We start from the raw sequence: 15,893 nt of genomic DNA, 5'->3' as shown, positions 1-15,893 counted from the left end.
GCGCCGGACGGTCGTCACGCAAACGCGTCACGCACCGCCGCGGCCGGCCGTCGCCGCGCGCGGGTCGAAGCCGAAGGGCAGTTCCAGCCGGTGTGCCCGCATCAGGGTGTCGTCGGACAGGAGTTCACCGGTGGGGCCGTCGGCGGCGATGGTGCCGTCGCTCAGGATCAGGGACCGCGGGCACAGCTCCAGGGCGTAGGGCAGGTCGTGGGTGACCATGAGGACCGTGACGTCCAGGGAACGCAGGATGTCGGCGAGTTCGCGGCGGGAGGCCGGGTCGAGGTTGGAGGAGGGCTCGTCGAGGACGAGGATCTCCGGTTCCATGGCGAGGACGGTGGCGACGGCGACCCGGCGGCGCTGGCCGAAGGAGAGGTGGTGCGGCGGCCGTTCGGCGAAGCCGGCCATGCCGACCCGTTCCAGGGCGGTACGCACGCGTGCTTCGAGTTCGGCGCCCTTGAGGCCGGCCGCGGCCGGCCCGAACGCCACGTCCTCGCGCACGGTCGGCATGAACAACTGGTCGTCCGGGTCCTGGAAGACGATCCCGACCCGGCGCCGGATCTCCGCCATGTGCCGCTTGCCGACCGGCAGTCCGGCCACGGTCACGGTGCCCGTGCCGCCGCTCAGGATGCCGTTGAGGTGCAGCACGAGGGTGGTCTTGCCGGCACCGTTCGGCCCGAGCAGCGCGACCCGTTCGCCGCGCGTGACGGCGAAGTCCACGCCGAACAGGGCCTGGTGCCCGTCGGGATAGGCGAAGGCGAGGCCGGAGACCTCCAGGGAGGCGGGAACGTCGGTCACAGGGCCCATCCCAACACACAGACGACAAGGGCGGACAGGGGCAGCGTGAGGGCGTGGGACCACTGCGCCCGGGACGCGGTCACCTCGTCGATGACCGGCATCGAGCCGGCGTACCCGCGGCTCACCATGGCCAGGTGGACGCGCTCCCCGCGCTCGTAGGAGCGGATGAACAGGGCGCCGGCGGACTTCGCGAGCACGCCCCAGTGGCGCACGCCCCGGGCCTCGAAGCCGCGCGACTCCCGCGCGATCCGCATCCGGCGCATCTCGTCGGTGATGACGTCGCCGTAGCGGATCATGAAGGAGGCGATCTGGACGAGCAGCGGGGGCAGCCTGAGCCGCTGGAGCCCGAGGAGCAGTTCGCGCAGCTCCGTGGTGGCCGCGAGCAGGACCGAGGCGGCGACGCCGAGGGTGCCCTTGGCGAGCACGTTCCAGGCGCCCCACAGGCCGTTCACGCTGAGCGAGAGGCCGAGGACGTCGACCCGCTCGCCCTCGGCCACGAACGGCATCAGCACCGCGAAGGCGACGAAGGGCACCTCGATCAGCAGCCGGCGCAGGACGAAGGCGGCGGGCACGCGCGCGTGCCCCGCGACGCCCGCGAGGAGCACGGCGTACAGGGCGAACGCCCACATCGCCGTACGCGGTGTCGAGACCACGACGACCACGAAGGCGAAGGCGGCGGCGAGCTTGGTGTGCGGGGGAAGCGCGTGCACCGGGGAGTGCGCGTGCCGGTAGAGCCGGTGGGCGTGTCCCGCGCCCATGTCAGAGTGCCTCGGACGGCGTTTGTGCCGCCGCGCCCCGGCGCCTGCGCACCGCCCAGAACACCGCGCTGCCCGCGACGACGGTCACGCCGACGCCGATGACGCCCGCGAGGCCGCCGGAGAGCCGGGCGTCGGAGACGTCCTTGACGCCGTAGTCGGCGAGCGGCGAGCCGGCGGAGGCGTGCTCCTCGGCCTTCACGTCGATGCCCTTGTCATGGGCGACCTTCTCCAGGCCGTCCGGGTTCGCCGAGGCGTAGAAGCTGACGAACCCGGCGAGGAGCAGCGAGGTGACGAGTCCCGTGATCCACAGCGTGCGCCGCGAGGTGCGCGCCGCCGCGGGCACAGGCCGCGCCGGGGGTGCGTCCACCAGCACGCCGTTCACGCGCAGCTTCAGCCCCTGCCGCAGCTCGCGCGCCCCGTGGACCAGGTCCGGACGCACGGCGACGACCGCACCGACCGTCAGCGCGGTGATCGCGGCCTCGCCGACGCCGATGAGGACGTGCACGCCGATCATGGCGGTGGCCACCTTGCCGATGGACACGTCGGTGGTGCCGCCGATCGCGTAGATGAGGGTGAACGCGACGGAGGCGGCCGGGACGGAGAGCAGGGCGGCGACGAAGGAGGCGGCGGTCACCGAACGCCGGGTGCGCGGCAGGACCTTCAGCAGGCCCCGGAAGACGGCGTACGCGACGACGGTCGTCACGATCGCCATGTCGGTGATGTTCACGCCGAGTGCGGTCAGGCCGCCGTCCGCGAACAGGATGCCCTGCATCAGCAGCACCACGGACACGCACAGCACGCCGGTGTACGGGCCGACGAGTATCGCGGCCAGCGCGCCGCCCAGCAGATGGCCGCTTGTTCCGGCCGCGACGGGGAAGTTGAGCATCTGTACGGCGAAGATGAACGCCGCCACCAGGCCGGCGAGCGGTGCCGTGCGCTCGTCGAGTTCCCGGCGGGCGCCGCGCAGGCTCATGGCGAGCGCGCCGGCGGCGACCACCGCGGTGACCGCCGAGGTGGGGGCGTCGATGAATCCGTCAGGTACATGCACCGTTCGATTTTAATGTGTTGTTGCGAAGCTTTTGCAAGAGCGAGGGAGTCGTTTATCGCACATCGAGGCGGTCCCCGGCCCGGGCCCAGTGGCCCCGCAAGCGCATTCTGTGAAATGTGGGACATTGGAGAGGGAGCGGATGCACAGCTTTCGCGAAGGTAACGGAGCGTAAAGGGCAATCCGATGTCTGTAGTCGAGCAGTACGCGCGAGTTCACATCGTCACGGACGAGGACGAGCGGGAGGACCCGGGCGCGGTGCCCGTCATCCTGCGCTACGACCCCGAGGACGATCCCCGGTCGGTGCGGGTGGACCTGCCCGGGACGGACGAGTGGACGTTCTCGCGCGCCCTGCTGGAGCAGGGGCTCAGGGCGCCGGCGGAGAGCGGTGACGTACGGGTGTGGCCGCTCGGGCGGGTGCAGGCCGTCGTGGAGTTCCACTCCGACCACGGCACGTCGGTGGTGCAGTTCGAGTCGAAGGCGCTGCTGCGCTTCCTCAGGCGCACCTACTTGGCCACGCCCGTGGCCGGCTAGCGCCGCCTACAGCGACGACCCCAGTTTCAGCAGCGCCGCCACGATCGGCCCGGCCGTGTCGCCGCCGTGGCCGCCCGCCTGGACCACGCCCGCGCCCACCAGGTCGCCCTTGTACGCGGTGAACCAGCCGTTCGGCTTCTTCTGTCCGTCGACCTCCGCCGAGCCGGTCTTGGCGCCGTAGTCAGGCCCGAGACCGGCCATCGCCTTGGCGGCCGTGCCGTACGCCGCCGTGTACTGCATGACCTCCTTCAGCTCGGACTGCGTCTTCGCGGACATGGTGCGGGAGGCCTTGGCGAGGGTCCGGTTGTCGACCGTGGGGGAGACCAGGTAGGGCTGGTGGAAGGTGCCGGCCTCGACGGTGGACGCCACCGACGCCATGTTCAGCGGGTTCATGCGCACGCCGCCCTGCCCGATCAGCGAGGCGCCCATCTGCGCGCCGCTCTGCACCGGGACCGAGCCGTCGAAGGTCGGGACGCCGATGGCCCAGTTGTTCATGCCGAGGCCGTAGACCTGCTGCGCCTCGGTCGTCAGGTCGCTGTTGGACAGCTTGGGCGCGAAGTTGATGAAGGCGTTGTTGCAGGACGCCCCGAAGGCCATCTTGAACGTGCCCTTCTTGATCTCCGAGTCGTCGTCGTTGTGGAACGTCCACCCGGCCAGCTTGTACGTCTTGGGGCAGGGATGGGAGGCGTCCGGGGTGATGAGCCCCTTCTCGAACAGCATCGTCGAGGTGACGATCTTCATCGTGGAGCCGGGGGCCAGCGAACCCTGGAAGGCCACGTTGAAGCCGTGGCTGGAGTTGGCCACGGCGTAGATCTCGCCGGTCGACGGGCGCATCACGACGACCGAGGCGTTCTTCTGCGTGGTCACTTGCTTCTCGGCGGCCGCCTGCAGGGTCGGGCTGAGCGTCGTCTTCAGCGTCCCCGGCGTGCCCTTGCTGAGCTCCAGGACGGTCTTGTCGGACAGCTTCGCCTTCTCGGACGCCGCGCCGCGCACCACGCGCAGTTCGACGCCCGCCTTGCCGCCGGCCTTCTTGCCGAACTTCTCCCGCAGTCCGTCCAGGACCGTGCCCAGCGACGGGTACTTGGACGTGGTGATCTCGCCGCCGTCGCGGTCCAGGGCCTTGATGGGCGGGGCGCCGGACTCGCCGGTGGCCAGGGTGTCGCCGTCCGCGAGGTCGGGGTGGACGACCGCGGCGTGCCAGTTCACCACCGGCTCGCCGTCGCCGGTGCGCCGGACGACACTGAACGAGGAGTCGTACGACAGCGGCTTGCTGACGCCCTTGTACGACACGGTCGCCTTCACCGAGAACGGGACCTTGGCGCCGGTGCGCGTGCCCTCGGTGAGCTTGACGCCGGTGATGTGGGCGTCCTTGGCGTAACCGGTGAGCAGCCTGACGCAGGCCTTGGCGTCGTCCGTGACGGCGGCGGCCTGCGGGACCTTGCCCTGCTGCCAGGAGGTCAGGAAGGTACGCGCGGTCGTCTGCACCTCGGTCGCCGACAGCGGGCCGGTCTTGACGGGCTTGGAAGCGGCCTTCGACGCCGCGTCGGCCGCCCCGCCGCCGTACAGCGCGTAGCCGCCGAGGCCGACACCGCCGACGACGACGGCGATCACCCCGCCGATGACGGCGGGTCTCTTCGTCCGGCGTTCGACGACGCGCCTTCTCTTGCCCACAGTTCCGTTCCTCCGCGCACTTCCCCAGGGTCCCCGCCGCCCCGTAGCCCTCACGCACCCCAACGACTGCAACAGCCTAGAGTCCCGCACCGGGGGAGTGACGTCAGCCACCGATCCGTAGCACGCTTGCGACAATAGGCCCGGCCGCGTCGATACCGTGACCGCCGTCCTGCGTCATGGCCGCGGCCGCGACGTCGTCGCGGTAGCCGGCGAACCAGCTGTTCGACTTGGTCTGCCCGTCGACCTCCGCCGAGCCGGTCTTGGCGCCGATGCTGCCACGCAGCCCGCTCATCACCCCGGCCGCGGTGCCGCTGGTCGCGGTGCGGTTCATCATGGCGCGCAGCTGGCCGACCGTGTTCCCCGACAGGCCCTTCGCGGTGGCCAGCTCACGGTCGTCAAGCTTCTGCGAGACGAGCACCGGCTGCCGGAACGTTCCCGTCATCGCGGTCGCCGTCACCGACGCCATGTTCAGCGGGCTCATCTGCACCTGGCCCTGGCCGATGAGGTTGGCCGCGGTGTCCGGGCCGCCGGAGGCGGGGACGCGACCGTCGAAGCTCGGGATGCCGACCTTCCAGTCGTTGCGCCCGAGTCCGAAACGGTCCTCGGCCTCCTTGGTGAGCGAGTCGACCTGGACGGAGTCCGCGTACTTCACGAACGCCGTGTTGCAGGACCGCGCGAAGCTGTCCGAGAGGCTCGCCTTCAGGTCCGGCTGGAGTCCCTTGAGGTTGCTGAAGGTCTGGCTCTGCCAGGTCGCGGTCGGCGGGCAGGGCGCCGGGCCGTTCATCGAGGTGATCCCGGTGTCGATGAGGGTGGCGGCGCTGATGATCTTCATGGTGGAGCCGGGCGCCAGCTCGCCGAGGAAGGCCGCGTTGAAGCCGTCCTCCCGGTGGTTGGCGACCGCGAGCACCTCGCCGGTGCTGGGCTTGACGGCCACCACCGACGACTCGGCGTACTTGGTCACCGCGGACTCGGCGGCGGCCTGCACGCGCGCGTCGAGCGTCGTGCGCAGCTTGCCCGCCCGGCCCGCCGCGAGGGTCAGCAGCGTGGTGTCGGCGGACTCCTGGGACGCGTGCTGGATGACCAGCTCCACGCCGGGGGTGCCGCCCGCCTTGTCGCCGTAGCGGCTGCGCAGCTCGTCCAGGATCGGGCCGAGGGAGGGGTACTTGTCCTTGCTGAGGACCGTGCCGTTGCGGTCGACGGCCTCGATCGGCGGGCTCGCCGCCTCACCGGTGGACAGGGTGTCCCCGCGCTTCAGATCCGGGTGCACCACGGAGGGGTCCCAGTCGACGAGCGCGCGGTGGGTGGTCTCGCCGCGCACGATCTTCAACGTGCTCCGGTAGGCGAGCGGCTTGGACTTCCCGCCGTAGGACACCGTCCCCTTCACGCTGAACGGCACGGTGGCTCCGGTCGCCCTGCCGGCCGTGATGCGCACGTCCTTGATGTGCGCGACGTCACTGAAGGAGGTCAGCACGGGTTCGGCGTCGGCCGCGTCGTTCGTGAGCGCCGCCGCCGAAGCCGACCGCCCGTTCTCCCAGGCCGTGAAGAACTTCTGCGTGGTGTCCTTGACCTCGTCCACGGTGGGCGGCCCGGTCCGTACGGCAGGTGTGTCGTCACCGTGCAACGCCGACAGCACGTTGTAGGCGCCGTATCCGGCCCCGCCCACCATCACGGTGCAGACGCTGCCGATGATGGCCGCCCTGACCCCCTTGCGCATGGTGCGAATCCCCTCCCCGTGAGCTTTTGCCGCATTTTGTGAACGCGTTCAAAAGCATGCCGTGAAGCGCACTGTAGGCGGTCGTGAGGGCCCTGTGGCACATGTTGACCCATTGTTGGCTGAACAGAGATCAGGGACGTGACTCACACCCCCGGATCGAGCCACATCCGTGAACGCCAGGAGCGATCGGGATCGCCGTGCCCGTGTACAGAGGCCAGGAGGGGGTGAGGTCACCGCTTTGGGGGTCGTCAAGGCACCTGAATGGGCACTTCACGCCGCTGGGCGCGCGGTCACCGCTCCTCTGATCGGCTTGATCATTGCGCAGTTGGTCGGGCTAGGATCCGACGGCGCTTCCAGGGGTGGGGGCTCAGTTGCACGCTGGGAAGAGGCGAACGTGATACGAAGAGAGAATCTGCTCGCGGGCTGGGTGGTCGTGGTGTCGCTGTCCGCGATCATGACGGGTGTGACCCACTGGTCGTCCAAGCCGGCCAGGAGCGCGCTGTCGTTCGCATATCAGCGCGAGGGGGGCGACAACTACATCAGCCAGACATTGGCGATCAAGAACGCGAACAAGGAGTCGGTCGTCCCCGTACTGGCGTTCACCGCGCTCGACCAGAACGGCGACCCCCTGCCGAGGGTGCGTGTCCGAACCGTCTACGGCAGCGACAGTGGCCGTCTGGTGGTTCCGTACGGGTCGGGTCTCGACATCCTGCGCTTCTCGGGCGCCGGTGAACACCAGGTCCACGACGTTCGCGTCACCGTCAAGCGTCTCGTCGCCGCCAAGAGCCGGGCCGCCGCGCACCCGGTGACGGTTCAGGAGCTGGACAGTGCCGGGCACACCGTGAGCAGGTTTTCCCGCTTCACCGCCGTTCGCCTGACGAACATCGACCCTTATCCGGTGACGATGCGGGTGGCCTACCTCGTCTACGACCAGCCGGCGGAGGGCCAGACGCAGCAGGCGGTGTCCGTCACTCCCCTCGGAGGGCTGGTCGTCGTCCCGGGCGGCGGCAGCGCGGTCGTCAAGGTCACCGGTGCCGCCGCCGCTGCCGTGGCCAGGTATTCCGGCGGTCCGGCCGTGAGCGTCAAGGCGTACGACTCCCAGTGATCCGGGTGGCGGCGGGCCGTTCCCGCCGCCACCCGGATCACCTGCAGCGGCTCATCCACAGCATTCCTCGAGCCCCTTCGGGGCAGGAGGTTCAGACGACCACGAGGGCGCAGCCGACTGCCGCGCCCGCGTGACGTTTCTGCCCGGCTGGGGCTAGACCCAGGTGTCCAGCCACATCCGCGAGCGCCAGCTGTCGATCGGGATCGCCGTCCCCGTGTACAGGGGCCAGAAGTAGATGAAGTTCCAGGCGATCAGCAGAACGAGGACGCCGGCTCCCGCCGCGCCGACCAGGCGGCGGGTGTCGCTGGAGCCCGGCGGGCCGATGATCGCGCCGGCCATCATCGCCACCGCCAGGCACAGGAACGGCACGAAGACGACGGCGTAGAAGAGGAAGATCGTGCGCTCCTGGTACATGAACCAGGGCAGGTAACCTGCCGCGATGCCGCAGGCGATGGCGCCGGCCCGCCAGTCGCGGCGGAATGCCCAGCGCCACAGGACGTAGACGAGGGCGAAGCAGGCCGCCCACCACAGCAGCGGCGTGCCGATCGCCAGGACCTCGCGCGCGCACTTCCCCCCAGCGTTCGAGGGGCAGCCGTCCGCACCGGGGGAGGGCGACTCGTAGAAGTACGACACCGGGCGGCCCAGCACCAGCCAGGACCACGGGTTGGACATGTAGGTGTGCGGCGACGACAGGCCGACGTGGAAGAGGTACACCTCGTGCTCGTAGTGCCACAGGCTGCGCAGCCAGTCCGGCAGGAACGTCCAGTCGCCGCCCTTGCCGTCGGTGGCCGCCCAGTTGCGGAAGTAGCCGCCGCTGCCGTCGGTGGGGGAGAGGATCCAGCCGATCCAGGACGTCAGGTAGACGGCGACCGCCACCGGGACCGTCGCCAGGAACGTGAATCCCGTGTCGTACTTCAGGACCGCCTTGTACGGGTGCCGGGCGCCGGCCACCTTGCGGGCGCCGACATCCCACAACACGGCCATCAGACAGAACGCGGCCAGAATGTAGAGGCCGTTCCACTTGGTGCCGATCGCCAGGCCCAGCAGCACACCCGCCGCCCAGCGCCACGGCCGCAGGCCGAAGCGGAAGGTGTCGGCCACGCGCGCGTCGGGGCGGATCCGGCCGTCCGCGTCGGGCGGCAGCGCGGCCGCGAGTTTTTCCCGCGACCGGTCCCGGTCGATGACCAGGCAGCCGAACGCCGCCAGCACGAAGAACATCAGAACGCCGTCGAGCAGCGAGGTGCGGCTCATCACGAAGTGCAGCCCGTCCACCGCCATCAGGCCGCCCGCCAGGCAGCCGAGGAAGGTGGAACGGAACATCCGGCGCCCGATCCGGCACAGCAGCAGCACGCTCAGCGTGCCGAGCAGCGCCGTCATGAAGCGCCAGCCGAAGGGGTCGAAGCCGAAGACCAGCTCCCCGAGCCCGATGACGTACTTGCCGACCGGCGGGTGCACGACGTACGCCGCGTCCGCCGGGACCGTGACGTGGCCGTTCGCCTGGAGGATCAGATCGTTGGCGTTCTTGTCCCAGTTGACCTCGAAACCGCGGTGGACGAGCGCCCACGCGTCCTTCGCGTAGTACGTCTCGTCGAATATCACCGCCTTCGGGCTGCCCAGGTTCCAGAACCGCAGCACACCCGCCACCAGCGTCACCAGGAGCGGGCCGCCCCAGGCCGACCACCGCGTGATCCGCTCGGCGAGCACCGAGGGCACGCCCAGGCTCAGCCACAGCCGGGGGTTGGGCTCGGCGTACGGCGGGACCAGACGGTCAACGACATCGGCGGGCGCGCCGGCGCTTTGGCCACCCCCGGCCTGCGCCGGGCTCGCCGGGTAGCCGAATCGGCGCAGCCGCTGCTGCCACGCCGGCCGCTCGTCGAGCGCTGCCTGGCCCTGCCGGGTGTCCGTGGAGGACGCGGTACTGGTCACCGCGCCATCGTAGGGAACCGTTCTGTGTGAGTCCCGTGCAATGGGGCTTAGCGGTGGGTTCCTTTGCGATCCGGCTGCCGAGTCTCCCGCGGGGACGGCACTGTCGGTGGCGGCTGCGAGGATGGAGGGGTGACTGGAACCCTTGTCCTCGCAGGCACCCCCATCGGCGACGTCGCGGACGCGCCGCCCCGGCTCGCGGCCGAGCTGACCGGCGCCGACGTGATCGCGGCCGAGGACACCCGGCGGCTGCGGTGGCTCACACAGGCGCTGGGTGTGTCGCCCAAGGGACGCGTGGTGTCGTACTTCGAGGGCAACGAGGCCGCCCGCACGCCCGAGCTGGTCGAGGAACTCGTCGGCGGCGCGCGCGTGCTGCTCGTCACCGACGCCGGGATGCCCTCCGTCTCCGACCCCGGCTACCGGCTGGTCGCGGCGGCGGTGGAGAAGGACATCCGCGTCACCGCCGTCCCGGGTCCGTCCGCCGTGCTCACGGCGCTCGCGCTGTCCGGGCTGCCCGTCGACCGGTTCTGTTTCGAGGGGTTCCTGCCGCGCAAGGCGGGCGAACGCCGCTCCCGGCTCCAGGAGGCAGCCGAGGAACGCCGCACCCTTGTCTACTTCGAGGCACCGCACCGCCTCGACGACACCCTCGCCGCGATGGCCGAGGTCTTCGGCGCCGAGCGCCGGGCCGCCGTCTGCCGTGAGCTGACCAAGACGTACGAGGAGGTACGGCGCGGTCCGCTGGCCGAGCTCGCGGTGTGGGCGGCCGACGGGGTGCGCGGCGAGATCACCGTCGTCGTCGAGGGCGCGCCCGAGCGCGGCCCGGAGGAACTCGACGCGGCGGAACTCGTGCGGCGGGTCCGGGTGCGGGAGGAGGCCGGTGAGCGCCGCAAGGAGGCGATCGCGGCGGTGGCGGTCGCGGCGGGGATTCCCAAGCGGGTCGTCTTCGACGCGGTGGTGGCGGCCAAGCGCGCGGACGGATGAGGGCGGTTCTGGTCACGCCCTGCTGGTTGCTCCTGTGCAGTCCTGTGCGGGTCGCCGGGGGCCGAGCGCAGCTTCCCGCACCCCTGACGAAAACTCCGGGACCCACAGGCGGCCAGGGGGGCGCACCGTGATCCATGAGCGTGTCGCTCTTCTTCTGAGCGTGCACCTCTGACCTGCGATGATGTGTCCTCTGAGCGGGGCGCGGCTCTTCTGAGCGCGCGCCCCACGGCGGGGTAAAGCAAGGGCGGGAAACGCAAAGCCCAGCCCTGCCCGACCGGGCCGATTTGGCAAGCAGGCTCCAAATCGCATCCAACACTCGGCAGGTCCGTCGCATTCGCGCCGGTGAAGGCGTCCACTGGTCAGCAGGGACGTTCCCGTCCCTCGCCTCCATGGGACTCCGGGGGGAATCCCAGCAGCCGGAGGCGCTTGTCCAGCGGACAAGAGGAGCTGGCATGAGTGAGATCGCAGGGCAGACCGGCCTCCGCGGTGCGGCCACAGCCGTCGTCCACGAGTCGTATTCCTTCGCCTGCATGCGCTGCGGGCACGGCTGGGAGCAGTCGTACGAGATAGAGCACCACACGGACGCGGAGAACCACGAGTTCGTCATGTATGTGGCGAACGGCCAGGTCGTCCCGTCGCCGCTGAGCCGGCCCTCGTGCCAGAACTGCGACGGCCATGTCCTGCGGATCATGCGCGCGGGGCAGGTCTCGTCCGTGCGCAGCGCCGCACAGCAGACGTCCCAGCGGCCGGTGCAGGGCGACGGGGCCGAGGCGACCGCGGCCGGTCCCACGGCGGCGACGGAGGCCTCCGCGCAGGTCAGGGCGGCCCACCGCTGGCACCTGTCCGATCTGCTGCATCCGTTCCAGCGCCGGGCGAGCTGAGCCGGTCACGCGTCCGGCGGGGCGTGCCCCTTTCGTAGGATCGGGGCATGCCTTCGAACGCCTCCGCGAACGTCCCCGCGAACGCCTCCGCCGCGGCGGACAAGAACGCGGCCCCGCCGCTCCCGGAACCCCTCCGGGTGCCGGTCGCCGACTCCCACACCCATCTGGACATGCAGTCCGGCACGGTCGAGGAGGGCCTCGCGAAGGCCGCCTCGGTGGGCGTGACGACCGTCGTCCAGGTCGGCTGCGACCTCAAGGGCTCCCGGTGGGCGGCCGAGACGGCGGCCACGTACGCGCGCGTCCACGCGACGGTCGCCCTGCACCCGAACGAGGCCCCACGGATCGTGCACGGGGATCCTGGGGGCACCTCCCAGCCCCCTGGGGCTGGGGGAGGCCGGTCCCGGCAGGGGGCGAGGGTGGCCGGCGGGGACGCCGCGCTCGACGAGGCGCTCGCCGAGATCGACCGGCTGGCCGGGCTGCCCCAGGTCAAGGGCGTCGGCGAGACCGGCCTCGACCACTTCCGTACCGGGCCCGAGGGCAAGGGCGCCCAGGAGCGGTCGTTCCGCGCCCACATCGAGATCGCCAAGCGGCACGGCAAGGCCCTCGTCATCCACGACCGCGACGCCCACGCCGACGTGCTGCGGGTCCTCAAGGAGGAGGGCGCCCCCGAGCGGACGGTGTTCCACTGCTACTCCGGGGACGCGGCGATGGCCGAGGTGTGCGCCCGCGAGGGCTACTTCATGTCCTTCGCCGGCAACGTCACCTTCAAGAACGCCCAGAACCTCAGGGACGCGCTCGCCGTCGCCCCGCTGGAACTGGTCCTCGTGGAGACCGACGCCCCCTTCCTGACCCCGGCGCCGTACCGCGGACGGCCCAACGCCCCGTATCTCATTCCGGTCACGGTGCGTGCGATGGCGGCCGTGCGGGGCATCGGCGAGGATGCGCTGGCGACGGCCCTGGGCGCCAACACGGCTCGCGCCTTCGACTACTGAGGGTGCGCAGATCATAACCGGCGTGTAACGCTCACCCGGCACACCTCGGGCCCGGCCGCGACTGTGTGTAGTCGTGCCACTTTGGAGAGTGACCGGCGCTCCGCTAGGTTCTGGTGGCCCGATCCGGACCCCTCTGGAGCGTGTCGGCGTGAGCACATGGCAGGTGTCGGCGTGAGCACATGGCAGTACGAGATGTTTGAGGCGTACGGCCCCTACGGCCCCCCGGGCACGCCGGGGACCGCGGGCGGGTACGACCCGCCCACGGTCCCCGGCGTGCACGACGCCGTGACGCAGGGATACGGCGTGGCCGCCTACGGGGGTGACACGTACCGGCCGGCGTACGAGATCTCGGCGGAGGCGGGACGGCGCGGCGGGTCCGGCGAGCCGGTGCCCCCGCGACGGGGCGAGCGCGTTGCGGAGAGCGGGACGCCGGGAGCGGGCGCCGGGGCGGCGCGCCGCGCCGCGCGCAGGCGGAAGACGCGGTACATCCAGCGCCCGGATTCCGCCGTGCGCCGTCTGCTGCCGCAGGCGCTGGTTGTCGCCTTCCTGGCCGGCGGTACCACCGCGTTCCTGGCCAAGGACAAGGCGATCGAGCTGTCCGTCGACGGCCGGCCGCGCGTCCTGCACACGTTCGCGGACGACGTGACCGAACTGCTGTCCGACGAAGGCGTACGGGTGGGAGCGCACGACGTGGTGGCGCCCGCCGCCGGCGAGGCGCTGGCCAGCGGCGACGAGGTGGCGGTGCGCTACGGCCGCCCCGTGCGGCTCACGCTGGACGGCCGGCGGCGCGAGGTGTGGACGACGGCCCGCACCGTCGACGGGGCGCTCGCCCAGCTGGGGGTGCGTGCCGAGGGCGCCTTCCTGTCGGCCTCGCGCTCCCAGAACATCGGCCGGGCCGGGCTCGCGCTCGACGTACGCACCGAGCGCACCGTCACGATCCTGGCGGACGGCCGGACCCGCACCATCCGGACCAACGCCGCGACCGTCCGCGAGGCCGTCGAGGAGGCCGGCATCACCCTGCACGGCCAGGACACCACCTCCGTGTCACAGGCCGGCTTCCCCCGCGACGGGCAGACGGTGACCGTGCTGCGCGTCACCGCCGGCAAGGAGGTGCGCGAGGAGGCCATCCCCTTCGAGGTGCGACGGCGGCCGGACCCCGCGGTGTTCAAGGGCACCGAGGTGATCGAGCGGGCCGGACGGCCCGGGCTGCGCCGGATCACCTACTACCTGCGGACCGTCAACGGGGTCCGGCAACGGCCGCGCAGCGAGCGGTCCGAGGTGGTCCGGGAACCGCGCGCCCAGCTCGTGCAGGTCGGCACCAAGCCGCACCCGGACTCCGTGAAGGGGGTCGACGGCCTGAACTGGCACGGCCTGGCCGCCTGCGAGTCCGGCGGCCGCCCGGCCGCGGTGGACCCCTCCGGGACGTACGGCGGGCTGTACCAGTTCGACGCCCACACCTGGCACAGCCTCGGCGGCAAGGGCCGCCCGCAGGACGCGCCGGCCGAGGAGCAGACGTTCCGTGCGAAGAAGCTCTACACCAAGCGCGGCTCCACACCCTGGCCGCACTGCGGGGCGCGGCTGCACGGGTGACCGGCCGGCGGGATCCCGGCGGCCCGTACCCTTGTCCCGTGAGCAGCCCCCTCCCCGACGCCCTCCTCGGCGCGGCCGACATCCGTGAACTCGCGGCAGCGCTCGGTGTCCGCCCCACCAAGCAGCGCGGCCAGAACTTCGTGATCGACGCCAACACGGTCCGCCGTATCGTCCGCACCGCCGGGGTCCGCCCGGACGACGTCGTCGTCGAGGTCGGCCCAGGGCTCGGGTCCCTCACCCTCGCGCTCCTGGAGGCCGCCGACCGGGTGACCGCCGTGGAGATCGACGACGTCCTGGCGGGCGCGCTCCCCGCGACGATCACCGCGCGCACGCCCGCGCGCGCGGACCGGTTCGCGCTGGTCCACTCCGACGCGATGCACGTCACCGAACTGCCCGGCCCGCCGCCCACCGCGCTCGTCGCGAACCTCCCCTACAACGTCGCCGTCCCCGTCCTGCTCCACATGCTCGACACCTTCCCGAGCATCGAGCGGACGCTGGTGATGGTGCAGGCCGAGGTCGCCGACCGGCTCGCCGCCGCACCCGGTTCGAAGGTGTACGGCGTGCCCTCCGTCAAGGCCAACTGGTACGCCGAGGTCAAGCGCGCCGGATCCATCGGCCGCAACGTCTTCTGGCCCGCGCCGAACGTCGACAGCGGGCTCGTCTCCCTCGTCCGGCGCGCGGAGCCGCCGAAGACGACGGCCTCGAAGCGCGAGGTCTTCGCGGTCGTCGACGCGGCGTTCGCACAGCGGCGCAAGACCCTGCGGGCGGCGCTCGCCGGCTGGGCCGGGTCAGCGGCGGCCGCCGAGGCGGCGCTCGTCGCCGCCGGGATCTCGCCGCAGGCGCGCGGGGAGTCGCTGACGGTGGAGGAGTTCGCGAGGATCGCCGAACACAAGGAGCCCGGTAAGTGAGCGTCACGGTACGCGTCCCCGCCAAGGTCAACGTCCAGCTCGCGGTGGGCGCCGCCCGGCCCGACGGCTTCCACGGCCTGGCCAACGTCTTCCTCGCCGTCGGCCTGTACGACGAGGTCACGGTCACGCCGGCCGACGAGCTGAGCGTCACCTGCGAGGGCACGGACGCCGGCCAGGTGCCGCTGGACCGCAGCAACCTCGCCGCGCGCGCCGCGCTCGCGCTCGCCGGGCGCCGGGGCATCGACCCGGCCGTGCACATCCACATCGCCAAGGACATCCCGGTCGCCGGCGGCATGGCCGGGGGAAGCGCCGACGGGGCGGGCGCGCTGCTCGCGTGCAACGAGCTCTGGCGTGCGGGCGCCTCGCGCGCCGAGCTCCTCGCCATCTGTGCCGAACTGGGCAGCGACGTGCCCTTCAGCCTGGTCGGCGGCGCCGCCCTCGGCACCGGGCGCGGCGAACGGCTCTCCGCGCTGGAGGTCGGCGGCACCTTCCACTGGGTGTTCGCGCTGGCTGGGCGCGGGCTGTCCACCCCGGCCGTCTTCCGCGAGTTCGACCGGCTGGCCGAGGGCCTCGACATCCCCGAGCCCGTAGCCTCCCGCGCGCTGCTCGACGCGCTCGCCGAGGGCGACCCGGACGCGCTGGCCGCCGCCGTCTCCAACGACCTCCAGCCCGCCGCGCTCTCCCTCTTCCCGGAGCTCGCGCAGACGCTCGACGCGGGGCGCACGGCCGGAGCGCTCACCGCCCTGGTCTCCGGCTCCGGGCCCACGACGGCGTTCCTGGTCCGCGACGGCGCCTCGGCGCAGAAGGTGTCCGAGGCGCTCCTCGCCTCCGGTACCTGCCGCACGGTCCGCACCGCGACCGCCCCGGCACCGGGCGCCAGGGTCCTGCCGTCGCCGCTCGGTGCCGCCGCGCACACGGACGCGTGAGCGGCGCCGACGCCGGCGTGTGAAGCCCACGGCCCACGCGCCGGCGCGCCGCCGGGGCTCCCTGGCGGGC

At 71.8% G+C, this 15,893-nt stretch carries 14 protein-coding genes; 8 read left to right on the top strand and 6 right to left on the bottom strand.

Annotated elements, in window-relative coordinates; all coding sequences use genetic code 11:
• Positions 1 to 27: 27 nt before the first annotated feature.
• The 3 genes from ACZ4O3_RS13935 to ACZ4O3_RS13925 are packed head-to-tail and all read right to left on the bottom strand — an operon-like array spanning position 28 to position 2,601.
• Positions 28 to 804 carry an energy-coupling factor ABC transporter ATP-binding protein gene (locus ACZ4O3_RS13935; protein ID WP_467722253.1) on the bottom strand — a complete coding sequence of 259 codons (777 nt, stop codon included), beginning with the start codon at positions 802 to 804 and terminating at the stop codon, positions 28 to 30.
• Positions 792 to 1,553: a cobalt ECF transporter T component CbiQ gene (cbiQ, locus tag ACZ4O3_RS13930; RefSeq protein ID WP_362714633.1), complete on the bottom strand. Its 762-nt coding sequence runs from the start codon at positions 1,551 to 1,553 to the stop codon at positions 792 to 794. The genes ACZ4O3_RS13935 and cbiQ overlap by 13 nt, the downstream gene beginning before the upstream one ends.
• A gap of 1 nt (position 1,554) precedes the next feature.
• A complete protein-coding gene (locus ACZ4O3_RS13925; RefSeq protein WP_467722252.1) occupies positions 1,555 to 2,601 on the bottom strand; it encodes an energy-coupling factor ABC transporter permease in 1,047 nt (348 codons plus the stop codon).
• A gap of 183 nt (positions 2,602 to 2,784) precedes the next feature.
• Here ACZ4O3_RS13925 and ACZ4O3_RS13920 point away from each other — a divergent pair, with 183 nt between their 5' ends.
• Positions 2,785 to 3,132, top strand: a complete 348-nt coding sequence (locus ACZ4O3_RS13920; RefSeq protein ID WP_362714629.1) for an SsgA family sporulation/cell division regulator — start codon at positions 2,785 to 2,787, stop codon at positions 3,130 to 3,132.
• Between the two features lie 6 nt (positions 3,133 to 3,138).
• Here ACZ4O3_RS13920 and ACZ4O3_RS13915 read toward each other — a convergent pair whose 3' ends face one another.
• On the bottom strand, positions 3,139 to 4,803 hold the full coding sequence (locus ACZ4O3_RS13915) for a penicillin-binding transpeptidase domain-containing protein (RefSeq protein WP_467722251.1): 1,665 nt from the start codon (positions 4,801 to 4,803) through the stop codon (positions 3,139 to 3,141).
• A gap of 103 nt (positions 4,804 to 4,906) precedes the next feature.
• Entirely contained in the window at positions 4,907 to 6,517 is a 1,611-nt protein-coding gene (locus ACZ4O3_RS13910) for a penicillin-binding transpeptidase domain-containing protein (protein ID WP_362714625.1), read from the bottom strand.
• Positions 6,518 to 6,911: 394 nt separating this feature from the next.
• On the opposite strand from ACZ4O3_RS13910, the gene ACZ4O3_RS13905 reads away from it, so the two are divergent.
• Positions 6,912 to 7,622: a hypothetical protein gene (locus ACZ4O3_RS13905; protein WP_467722250.1), complete on the top strand. Its 711-nt coding sequence runs from the start codon at positions 6,912 to 6,914 to the stop codon at positions 7,620 to 7,622.
• Positions 7,623 to 7,775: 153 nt separating this feature from the next.
• Here ACZ4O3_RS13905 and ACZ4O3_RS13900 read toward each other — a convergent pair whose 3' ends face one another.
• Positions 7,776 to 9,548 (bottom strand): dolichyl-phosphate-mannose--protein mannosyltransferase, encoded by a 1,773-nt coding sequence (locus ACZ4O3_RS13900; RefSeq protein ID WP_467722249.1) that lies wholly within the window; start codon positions 9,546 to 9,548, stop codon positions 7,776 to 7,778.
• A gap of 129 nt (positions 9,549 to 9,677) precedes the next feature.
• On the opposite strand from ACZ4O3_RS13900, the gene rsmI reads away from it, so the two are divergent.
• From rsmI to ACZ4O3_RS13870, 6 genes are all read left to right on the top strand, one after another.
• Positions 9,678 to 10,526 (top strand): 16S rRNA (cytidine(1402)-2'-O)-methyltransferase, encoded by an 849-nt coding sequence (gene rsmI, locus ACZ4O3_RS13895; RefSeq protein WP_362714620.1) that lies wholly within the window; start codon positions 9,678 to 9,680, stop codon positions 10,524 to 10,526.
• Between the two features lie 452 nt (positions 10,527 to 10,978).
• A complete protein-coding gene (locus ACZ4O3_RS13890) occupies positions 10,979 to 11,407 on the top strand; it encodes a hypothetical protein (RefSeq protein WP_362714618.1) in 429 nt (142 codons plus the stop codon).
• Positions 11,408 to 11,454: 47 nt separating this feature from the next.
• Positions 11,455 to 12,399 carry a TatD family hydrolase gene (locus ACZ4O3_RS13885; protein ID WP_467722248.1) on the top strand — a complete coding sequence of 315 codons (945 nt, stop codon included), beginning with the start codon at positions 11,455 to 11,457 and terminating at the stop codon, positions 12,397 to 12,399.
• A gap of 171 nt (positions 12,400 to 12,570) precedes the next feature.
• Positions 12,571 to 13,989, top strand: coding sequence for a ubiquitin-like domain-containing protein (locus ACZ4O3_RS13880; protein ID WP_467722247.1), 1,419 nt, complete (start codon positions 12,571 to 12,573; stop codon positions 13,987 to 13,989).
• Positions 13,990 to 14,027: 38 nt separating this feature from the next.
• Positions 14,028 to 14,897, top strand: coding sequence for a 16S rRNA (adenine(1518)-N(6)/adenine(1519)-N(6))-dimethyltransferase RsmA (gene rsmA, locus ACZ4O3_RS13875; protein ID WP_384986736.1), 870 nt, complete (start codon positions 14,028 to 14,030; stop codon positions 14,895 to 14,897).
• On the top strand, positions 14,894 to 15,823 hold the full coding sequence (locus tag ACZ4O3_RS13870) for a 4-(cytidine 5'-diphospho)-2-C-methyl-D-erythritol kinase (protein WP_467722246.1): 930 nt from the start codon (positions 14,894 to 14,896) through the stop codon (positions 15,821 to 15,823). The genes rsmA and ACZ4O3_RS13870 overlap by 4 nt, the downstream gene beginning before the upstream one ends.
• Positions 15,824 to 15,893 lie beyond the last annotated feature (70 nt).

It is taken from the genome of Streptomyces sp. NPDC026515 (assembly GCF_055567595.1).
Note: the sequence above shows the minus strand (reverse complement) of the source record. Positions and strands in the feature narration are given on the sequence as shown.